Here is an 11291-nt window from a genome sequence, read left to right on the forward strand (position 1 = left end):
CGCATTTTTATGCAGGAAGCATATAAGGCAATTGAGGATGCAGGCTATAGTGGCTCACAATTGGGAAATAAAAAATGCGGGGTTTACCTTGGAATTTTAAATAATGAATATAGTATGCTGCGGTACAAGCATCAAGCGCAGTTCACCAATACTACTGGGAACAGTAACGCTATTGCAGCGGCTCGTATCTCTTATTTCCTCAATCTGAAGGGTCCGGCCATATCCGTAGATACGGCATGCTCCTCATCGCTGGTGGCAAGCCATCTGGCATGCCAGGCGTTATCTAACGGAGAGATAGAAATGGCGTTGGTTGGCGGGGTGTCGCTATATCTGACTCCTGAATCGTATGTAGGCATGTCTGCATCCGGAATGTTGTCGCCAGATGGCCGGTGTAAAACGTTTGACAATAGCGCCAACGGCTTTGTTCCGGGGGAAGGAGTAGGGGCGCTGGTTCTGAAGCGGCTGAAGGATGCTGAGGCTGATCGGGATCATATATACGGAGTTATTATTGGGTCCGGAATCAATCAAGATGGAAAAACCAACGGGATTACCGCTCCAAGCACAAACAGCCAAATTGAGCTGGAGCGGGAAATATACAACAAATATCAGATTGAGCCTGAAAGCATTAGCTATGTTGAAATGCATGGGACAGGAACCAAGCTGGGCGACCCTATTGAATTGGAAGCTTTATCAACCGCCTTTAAAGAGAAAACCGATCAGAAGAACTACTGTGCCATAGGTTCGGTAAAAAGCAATATCGGGCATACTTCTGCAGCAGCGGGCATAGCAAGCGTGCAAAAGGTGTTGCTATGCATGAAGCATAGAAAACTAGTACCGACACTGAATTTCAAGAACCCGAATGAGCATTTTGATTTTGATAATTCTCCTTTTTATGTCAATACAGAATTGAACGCCTGGGAACCTTCCCGCGGGAACAAAAGGCGCGCCGCTGTGAGCTCTTTCGGATTTAGCGGTACGAACGCCCATCTTATTATTGAAGAATATCGTCCCGGGACTGGAACATCTGCGACATCACCAGCAGCCGCCGATATCCATAATCCCGTTCTCTTCGTTTTGTCTGCTAAAGGTGAAAAGCAACTAAAAACGTATGCCGAAAGAATGAGGAGCTTTATTGCATCCCGGGAAAATCTTAACCTCTCGGATATGGGGTATACGCTGCAAGTGAGCCGCGAGCCGATGGATTACCGGCTGGCTTTTGTGGCAGATTCAAAAGAGGCATTGCTAAAAGCGCTCGAAGGATTTGCGAATCATGATCTGGTTTCTGGCGTCCTAACGGCGCAGGTGAAAAAGAGCAAAGACGGGATTGTGATGTTTGAGGCGGATGAAGATGCCAAATCGTTGCTTGAAACCTGGATCAAGAAGAGAAAACTGAAAAAAATAGCGGAGTTGTGGGTAAAGGGGCTAACTATTGACTGGAACAAGCTGTATGGGGACATCAAACCTTACCGGATCAGTCTACCGACCTATCCTTTTGCGAGAGAACGCTGCTGGGCGCCTGAGCTTGACAGCAAGGCAGGCAAAGGCATGACTTCTGTCACTGCTGCTTCGCTCCATCCTTTACTGCATCTAAACACCTCCGATTTCTCGGAGCAGCGGTTCAGTTCGACTTTTACAGGCCAGGAGTTTTTCCTGAAGGATCATGTGGTGAATGGACGCAAGGTTCTATCCGGGGCTGCTTGTCTTGAAATGGTCCGGGCGGCCGTGGATCAGGCAACAGGATCTGATGAGGGCGGGCCAACCGGGATTTGCCTTAAAAACGTGGTTTGGGCACGGCCTATTATCGTAGAGGATGGGCCACTACAGCTACACATCGGACTTTTCCTGGATGATCATGAAGAGATTTCCTATGAAATATATAGGGAGAGCGCAGAAGCTGATGCAGGGATTGTGATATATAGCTACGGCAGTGCTACACGAAGATCGGCTGCGGAGGTCCCAGCACTGAATATTAAAGACTTGCAGAATGTATGCAGTCGGAACTTCGACCCCACACAATTGTATGGAGTTTTCAGGGATATGGGAATGGATTATGGCCCTGGACATCAAGGGATTGAGATGGTGTATGCGGGAGAGGGTCAAGTGCTGGCTAAGTTATGCTTGCCGGCTTCCGTTTCTGACAACCAAAGCAAATTTGTCCTGCATCCAAGTATGATAGATTCGGCCTTGCAGGCAACCGTAGGCTTGACGCTGGGGTCTGGCGAGATCAAACCTTCTTTGCCTTACGCCATTCAAGAAGTTGAAATTATAAAAAATTGCAGCTCCATCATGTGGGCGCTGATTCGCTATAATGCAGACGGTCTAGCTGAGGAAAAGGCACAGAAGCTGGATATTGACCTGAGCGACGAAACCGGAGCCATCTGTGTCAGGATAAAAGGATATTCATCAAGAATCCTGAATAGGGACTCGATTTCCTCGGATGTTCAGTCTAATTCTAGTAACTTGATGCTTGAACCCGTATGGAAAGAGCAAGGGATTGCTCTAGAGGGCGAAATGCCTGCATATGATCGCCATGTCGTGTTACTCTGCCAGCCGTCCGGGATTTCCCGTGAACAAGTTGAAGCTCGGATGGACGGCGTGCAATGCATTGTACTGCAACCCGACCGAAACGGAATCGCGGAACAGTTCCAGCGTTACGCCGTCCAGGTGGTTGAAGAGATTCAAAGCATTTTCAGGGAAAAACCCAATGGTAAGGTGCTGATCCAGATTGCCATAAGCGGACAGGAGGAGCAGCAGCTTTTCTCGGGACTTTCCGGTCTTTTAAAAACGGCCCGGCTTGAGCATTCAAAACTGGTAGGTCAGTTAATAGAACTGGGACAGGATGAGGACTGGGGAGCAATCATAGACATTTTAAAAGAAAACAGCCGTAGCCTCGAGGATATCCAGATTCGGTACGAGAAAGGGACACGGTGGGTTTCCTGCTGGAACGAAGTTCACATCTCTCAGGAAGCGGCGGGTAACCCTTGGAAGGATGGGGGAGTGTACCTGATTACTGGCGGTGCCGGTGGATTGGGGCTCATTTTTGCCAGAGAGATTACGGATAAAGTCCATAAAGCTGTCTTGATTTTAACGGGGCGTTCCACGCTGGATGAGGGCAAACGGGCTGAGATAAAGAAAATGGAGGCATTAGGGGCACGAATCATATACAGACAGGTCGATGTGACTCAGGAGCAGGCGGTGACCGATTTAATCCAGGAAATTCAGGAGGAATTCGGAAACATCAATGGCATCATTCATAGTGCAGGAGTGATTCGCGACAACCGCATACTCCAAAAAAATAGCGAGGAAATGCTGGAGGTTCTCGCACCCAAAGTAATAGGGACAGTGAATCTGGATCAGGCAAGCAAGAATCTGCCGCTTGACTTCTTTGTTCTATTTTCGTCTGTAGCCGGAGGATTAGGTAATCAGGGACAGGCAGACTATTCTGCAGCTAATGCGTTTATGGATGCTTATGCCGGATATCGGAACACTCTGATAGCATCTAAGCAGCGCCAGGGTCAAACGCTATCCATCAATTGGCCGCTATGGAAAGAGGGTGGGATGCGTATTGATGAGGAAACGGAGAAGCTGGTAAGGCAGCGTACAGGCATGAGCGGCATGTCAACCTCTTCCGGCGTTCAGGCCTTGTATCGTGGCATGATCGCGGGCGTTGATCAGGTTATGGTGATGGAAGGCAATCTCGCAAAAATGAAGAAAAGCATGGGTTTAATCACGACTCCAGAGATTAGGCAGCCTGAAAAGGTGACAGGAATTTCAGAAGCTTCCCCTAAAAGCAATGCCGTACCGGATCTGCTGGACAAGGTACAGGCCGCTATGATACAGGCCGTGTCAAAATTGCTGAAAGTCAAACTTGAAGATATTGATGAACACGTAGAACTAAGTGAGTATGGCTTCGATTCCATCCTGCTCACACAATTTACCAACAACATCAATCACTTATACCGACTTGAGCTGACGCCGGACATATTTTTTGAATACACAACGATTCATGACTTCACCAGGTATTTGGTGGACGAATATGATGCCGTGCTTGGCGAGCAGTTTGCCGTGCATGCCCGGATTGAGCCTGCTGTCCAGGCCGTGGAGGATGATAGGGAAGACAGTACCCACGTTAGACGGCAGCGTTTCCGGTTTGCAGGCGGGAATGTGTTGTCCATGCCGCAACAGACTCAGGCTGTTCCTGAACCTATTGCCATCGTGGGAATGAGCGGTGTATTTCCCATGGCTCGGGATGTGGATGAGTTTTGGAAAAATCTTGAGGAAGGCAGGGACTGTATCACTGAAATCCCTGAAGATCGCTGGGATTGGAAGACGTATTACGGTGACCCTGAGCAGGAGGCCAATAAAACAAACATCAAGTGGGGCGGGTTTATTGAGGGGATCTATGAGTTTGACCCGTTATTCTTTGGAATTTCACCACGGGAAGCCGCACTCATGGACCCGCAGCAGCGTCTGTTGATGACCTATATCTGGAAGGCGATTGAAGATGCAGGCATTCAGGCAGGGAGTCTGTCGGGAACCCGCACAGGAATCTTTGTAGGTACCGCGAACAGCGGCTACAGCGGTATGATTTATCAGGGAAATGTGGGTGTCGAGGCGTATTCCTCCAGCGGTATGGCACCGTCTGTTGGGCCCAATCGAATGAGCTATTTCCTTAATATTCATGGTCCGAGTGAGCCTATCGAAACGGCTTGCTCCAGTTCGCTGGTGGCCATTCACCGAGCCGTTAGAGCCATAGAGGATGGAAGCTGCGAGATGGCGATTGCAGGCGGTGTCAATGTGATTATCACGCCTGAACTCCATATCAGCTTCAACAAAGCAGGAATGCTGTGTGAGGACGGTCGGTGCAAAACCTTCTCCGATAAGGCCAATGGCTACGTGCGTGGTGAAGGGGCCGGCATGCTTTTCCTGAAAAAGCTGAAGGATGCAGAGAAGGACGGAGACCATATTTATGGTGTAATTCGGGGTACTGCCGTCAATCACGGAGGCCGGGCCAATTCCCTGACAGCTCCTAATCCGAGGGCTCAGGCGGATGTGTTGGTAAATGCATATACAAAGGCCGGAATCGATCCAAGGACTGTCTCTTACATTGAGGCCCACGGGACAGGCACCGAGCTGGGCGATCCGATTGAAATTAACGGACTGAAAGCAGCTTTCAAAGAGCTTTATGAGAATACAGAGGGACCCGGGATCACAGAATCCCATTGCGGATTGGGCTCGGTGAAGACCAATATCGGACATCTGGAACTGGCTTCTGGAATCGCGGGTGTCATAAAAGTACTGCTTCAGTTAAAGCATAAAAAGCTGGTCAAAAGCCTTCATTGCGAGGCAATTAATCCCTATATAAAAGTTGAAGGTAGTCCGTTCTATATCGTTCAGGAGGCGCGGGAGTGGAAGCCACAGCGGGATACTCAAGGGAAAAATATTCCTCGAAGAGCGGGTGTTAGCTCCTTTGGATTCGGGGGTGCCAATGCCCATTTGATAATCGAAGAATACATTCCTGGAAAGCAGGCGCAGAATTCTATTCCCCTTACCACCCCAAAATCGGCTATTGTGGTGCTGTCAGCCAAGAGTGAAGGACAACTGCTAGAGCAGGCGCAGCTATTACTTGCTGCAATCGGGGAGCATCCGTTCACAGACAGCAGTCTGGTAGATATAGCGTATACCCTTCAGGTGGGGCGCGAAGCAATGGAAGAACGTTTGGCTTTCGTTGTAGGCTCTCTCCGGGAGCTTGAAGAGAAATTGAAAGGATTTGTGGAAGGCCGGGATGGTATCCACGGCTTACACGTGGGACACGCCAAACGCCATAAAGAAGAAATTAGAGCTCGTGAAGACGGAGAGGGTGCAGGCACGACGATTGATGTTTTGGTTAGCGAAGGCAGCTATGGAAAAATCGCAGACCTTTGGGTAAAAGGAGTCGCAATTGACTGGGCCCTGTTGTACGGAGAGGCTAAACCAAACCGTATCAGTCTGCCAACCTATCCCTTTGCCAAAGAACGATATTGTATAACCGATATCAATAAACGGACGGGAGCAAGCGGTGTTGTGTTGGAACGGGAGACAGCAGTCGGCATTCATCCCTTACTTCAGCGTAATACGTCCGATATTTATGGACTGCAGTTCAGCTCCATTTTTACGGGGAAGGAATTTTTCCTGTCTGACCATGTGATAAGGGGGCAGAAGCTCTTGCCTGGAGTGGCCTACCTTGAAATGGCGCGGGCGGCAGTAGAGCAGGTTGCAGGATCTCCAGAAGATAAGTGGACGTCCATCCGGTTAAAAGATGTGGATTGGATCCGTCCAGTTGTGGTTGGGGAGGAGTCGGTTGATGTCAGTATTGGGCTCTATCCGCAAGATGGCGGGGAGATCGCCTATGAAATTTACAGCAAGTCTGGAGCAACGGACACCGAGCTGGTGGTGCATAGTGAAGGCAGGGCAGTAATTGTTCCGGTGGCAGAGGTCCCTGCTATAGATATTAAAACCTTGCTGGAGCAGTGCAGTCTGGGCTCCGTTTCATCCCGTCAGTGCTATGAGGCGTTTGCGGCGATGCAGATTTCCTATGGGCCGGGACATCAGGGAATTGAGAAAATATATATCGGAGTGGGTCAAGCGCTTGCCAAGTTGTCCTTGCCTTCTTCCGTTTACCATACGATGGAACATTATGTGATGCACCCCAGTTTGATGGACTCCGCTCTTCAGGCGACGATAGGCTTGATTATGAGTGCAGGTGATCGCAAAGCTTCCATTAAGCCAGCTTTACCATTTGCATTGGAAGAGTTAGAGGTATTTAACAGATGCATATCAGAGATGTGGGCCTGGATCCGTAATAGTGAAGACAGCAGGCAAGATGGCCCGCTGCAAAAGTTAGATATCGATTTGTGTGACGAGCAGGGGAATGTTTGTGTGAGGATGAAGGGATTTTTATCACGAGTTGCTGAAGGAGGAACAGGTGGCCCAGATGAATGGACTGCACCTGAGACTTTGATGCTTGAGCCTGTGTGGGAAGAACAAGCGATTGCTCTGGAAGGAACAGCACCTGACTATCAACAGCATCTGGTAATTTTATGCGAACCGGGATATATTTCCGGGGAAATTATTGAATCGCAAATGAACGGGGTGCAGTGCCTCATTCTCCAATCCGAAGAGAAGAGCATTGATGCACGGTTTAGGACTTATGCGACACAGGTGTTTGCGGCAATTCAACATATTCTTAAAACGGAATCCAAAGGCAAAACATTGGTTCAGCTTGTCGTTCCGGTGCAGGATCACCAACAGGTATTCTCGGGGCTTTCCGGACTCTTAAAAACAGCATGGCTGGAGAATCCAGTACTGGTTGGCCAGCTGATAGAAATGGATGTGGAGCAGGATCCAGCAGGTATGATAAATATCCTGCAAGAAAACAGTCGCGGTTCTATAGAACCACATATCCGCTATCAATCAGGTAGACGGCATGTTGCCGTATGGACGGAAATTAAAGCCTCCGGGGAAGCGATCAGCATTCCGTGGAAAGACAGGGGAGTATATTTAATTACCGGCGGAACCGGAAGTCTCGGTTTGATTTTTGCCGAAGAAATTACACGACAGGCCAGGGATACCGCTTTAATTCTTGTCGGACGCTCCCCGCTTCGTGGTGACACCAAAGCAAGGATTGAGGAGATAGAGGCTTTAGGTGCAAGAGTAGTATTCCGACAAGCCGATGTCGCCGATAAAAGGGCCGTTGAAGTTTTGATTCGGGATATTCAGGAAAAGTTTGGGAAGCTGGACGGAATTGTGCACAGCGCAGGAATGGTTAGCGATAATTTCATTATTAAAAAAACACGGGAGGAATTGCAAAACGTTTTGGCACCAAAGGTTACGGGATTGGTGAATCTGGATCAGGCTTGCAAGGAAATCCCGCTGGACTTCTTCATCCTTTTTTCATCCGTTGCAGGGAGCCTTGGGAATATAGGACAGGCTGACTATGCTGCTGCCAATGCCTTTATGGACGCCTATGCCAAGTACCGTAGTACGCTGGTAGAGCGAGAACAACGCCAGGGGCGGACGATTTCAGTCAATTGGCCACTCTGGAAAGAAGGCGGAATGCGTATTGATGGGGAAACAGAAAAGATCATGGAAGGGATGGGGATGTTTGCAATGGAGACTGGTGCAGGAATTCGGGCTTTGTATCAGAGCCTGGCTTCCGAAAAGAATCAAGTCATGGTGTTGGAAGGGCATGCCAGTCAGCTAAGAGAAACGCTCCTGCAGCAACCGTCCCTGAATCAGGCTGGAGATGCCTCCTCTATGATAAGGGAAAGCGAGATGGGTTCGGTCATCGGACAAGACCTGCTTGCCGAAAAAGCGGCAAATTATTTAAAGCAATTACTCGCTACATCCATCAGGCTGCCGGCAAGGCAGATTGAAACCAATGCCCCTATGGAGAAGTATGGCATTGATTCCATTATGATTAAACAGCTAACCCGTGAGTTGGAGAAAACGTTTGGAACACTGCCCAAAACTTTATTTTTTGAATACCAGAATATCCGGGAATTGACCCAATATTTCCTTAAAGTCCACCAGAAGCAGCTGATTAAATTGCTTGGAATCGAGACAGAGGTCAACCCTGCGAAAGAATTCAAGCCTTCTACGATGGAAAACGACCCGGGAAGGTCACTTTCTGATAGTCGGAAGCAATCGCGTTTCATGCCAGTTCAGGCAAGTTTCCAACCGCAACCGAAAAGAGCAGGCGAATCAGAGGAAATTGCCATTATCGGTTTGTCGGGCATGTATCCCGATGCAGAAAACATACGGGAATTCTGGAACAATCTGCGCGATGGGAAGGATTGCATTACGGAAATTCCCAAAGATCGCTGGGATCACAGCATGCACTTTGACGAGGACAGGAACCAGTCCGGAAAAGCTTACAGCAAGTGGGGAGGCTTTATCAAAGGTGTGGATCAGTTTGACCCCATGTTTTTCAATATCTCTCCTAGAGAAGCACAGATAATCGATCCTCAGGAGCGTCTATTCCTGAAATGCGTCTATGAAACGATAGAGGATGCAGGCTATACCCGGGAAGCGCTTGGACTAGAGCGGGGCCTTGGGCAGGATAGGAATGTGGGTGTTTTTGTCGGGGTCATGTATGAAGAATACCAGCTTTATGGGGCACAGGAACAAGCTAGGGGCAGAATGATTGCCGTTCCTGGCAATCCGGCTTCCATCGCAAATAGGGTATCTTATTTCTGTAACTTCCACGGTCCGAGCATGGCTGTGGACACCATGTGTTCTTCTTCATTGACGACCATTCATCTGGCCTGCCAAAGCTTGCAACAAGGCGAGTGTGAGCTTGCCATTGCTGGCGGCGTCAATGTATCCATTCATCCGAACAAATACCTGATGCTTGGGCAAGGCAGGTTTGTATCGAGTAAAGGACGGTGCGAAAGCTTTGGACAAGGCGGAGATGGATATGTGCCGGGAGAAGGCGTAGGAGCCGTACTGCTCAAACCACTGTCCAAAGCTATTGCAGATGGCGACCATATATATGGGGTCGTAAAGGGGACCTCGGTGAATCATGGAGGGAAGACAAACGGATTCTCAGTTCCTAATCCCAATGCGCAGGCCAGTGTAATTGGAAGGGCCTTTAAGAAAGCAGGAATTAACCCCAGAACCATTAGTTACATCGAAGCGCATGGCACCGGGACATCCTTAGGTGACCCCATTGAAATCGCCGGATTGCAAAAAGTTTTCCAGGAATATACGGAGGATAAGCAATTTTGCGCAATCGGATCGGCAAAATCAAATATTGGGCATTGTGAGAGCGCGGCAGGGATCGCCGGAGTTACAAAGGTGCTCCTTCAGCTCAAATACGGACAAATCGTGCCTTCATTGCATTCAAAAACACTAAACCCGAATATCGATTTTAGCGATAGTCCTTTTATAGTTCAGCAGGAGCTGGGAGAGTGGAAAAGACCCGTCGTCACAATGAATGGGAAGACAGTTGAATACCCAAGAATCGCAGGTATTTCCTCATTTGGCGCCGGAGGCTCCAACGCACATGTGCTCATTGAGGAATATATCCCTGAGGAGCAGGAGACTAGACAAGTTACCATTCCACTGCAAAATCCGGCAATGATCGTGCTGTCGGCGAGGAATAAAGATCGACTGGATGAACAGGTGCAAAGACTGCTTGCTGAACTCAAAGCGCCGGAATACTCGCAAACCAGCCTGGAGGATATAGCATTTACTCTGCAGGTGGGACGGGAAGCCATGGAAGAACGGTTAGCAGTCATAGTTAAGTCTACCCGTGAGCTTACAGAAAAGCTGGAGAGTTTTTTAGCGGGGAATGAGGATATTGACGGGCTGTATTTGGGTCAGGCAAAGAAGAATAAAGACATCCTAGCTGTTCTTGAGGCAGACGAAGACATGGCAAAAATGGTGGATAGTTGGATAAGCAAGGGGAAGTATACAAAGCTGGCGGAGCTTTGGGTGAAGGGGCTACTCTTCGATTGGACTAGACTTTATGAGAATACCAGCCCTCGTCGGATTAGTCTGCCAACTTATCCATTTGCCAAGGAGAGCTATTGGATCTTCGCGCGTGGGGGCGAATCCCGGGACGTCGAGGCGGAAACTCCTGTAGTCGATGTGTCGGTACAAGAGTTCGTTTCCAGCCCTCCTGCAGTTAACCATAGCAACGATAATGTGCAGAGACAGGCTTTGGCGAAAGTACCTGAAAAACCGCAGGGCATTTTGCTAAGCTCCGTTTCCAACATCCAGATGGTAGCAGATAAGCCAGAAAAGTCAGCTGTGCTGGCAGAATCCAAGCCTGCCCCGCCGCAACCTGAGGCCAAGCCTTCTTCGCCGCCGCCCGTTGTTGCCAGGGATGAGGGAAAGCGGTCGACATATGCGCCAACGGCTGTACGGATAGAAACATTGGAGAAGGAACTGGTAGAAAGTCTTGCGAAATCCTTGAGTATGAATGAAATGGATATTGGCCGGGATGATCAATTTATTGATATGGGACTGGACTCCATTATAGGCGTAGAGTGGGTGCAGGCTGTGAATAAACGCTTTGGAACAGCTATTCCAGCAACCAGAGTGTACGACTATCCTAACATTAAAGAATTTTCCAAATTTTTGGCAAAGGAATTGAACAAGTCGGCGGGAGATACAAATCAGGCTCCTACAGAGCCGAAGCCTAAGCAGCCCATGCAAGTCTTGTTACAGAAAGTACTGCAGGGTGAGTTAGATTTTGAACAGGCCGACCAGTTATTCAACCAATTACACTCGTAGACAGCCAACAC

1 protein-coding gene (only partly in view) is annotated in these 11291 nt (G+C 48.9%); it reads left to right on the plus strand.

The window, feature by feature from the left end; translation table 11 throughout:
• Positions 1-11280 carry the 3' portion of an SDR family NAD(P)-dependent oxidoreductase gene (locus tag MHB54_RS23005; RefSeq protein ID WP_340982036.1) on the plus strand. Its footprint begins 8409 nt before the window's first position, so only the last 11280 of its 19689 coding nucleotides appear in the window; its start codon lies off the left edge, out of view; it ends in the stop codon at positions 11278-11280.
• Positions 11281-11291: the final 11 nt, after the last annotated feature.

The organism is Paenibacillus sp. FSL M7-0802, from assembly GCF_038004945.1.
Lineage (GTDB): Bacteria > Bacillota > Bacilli > Paenibacillales > Paenibacillaceae > Paenibacillus > Paenibacillus polymyxa_B.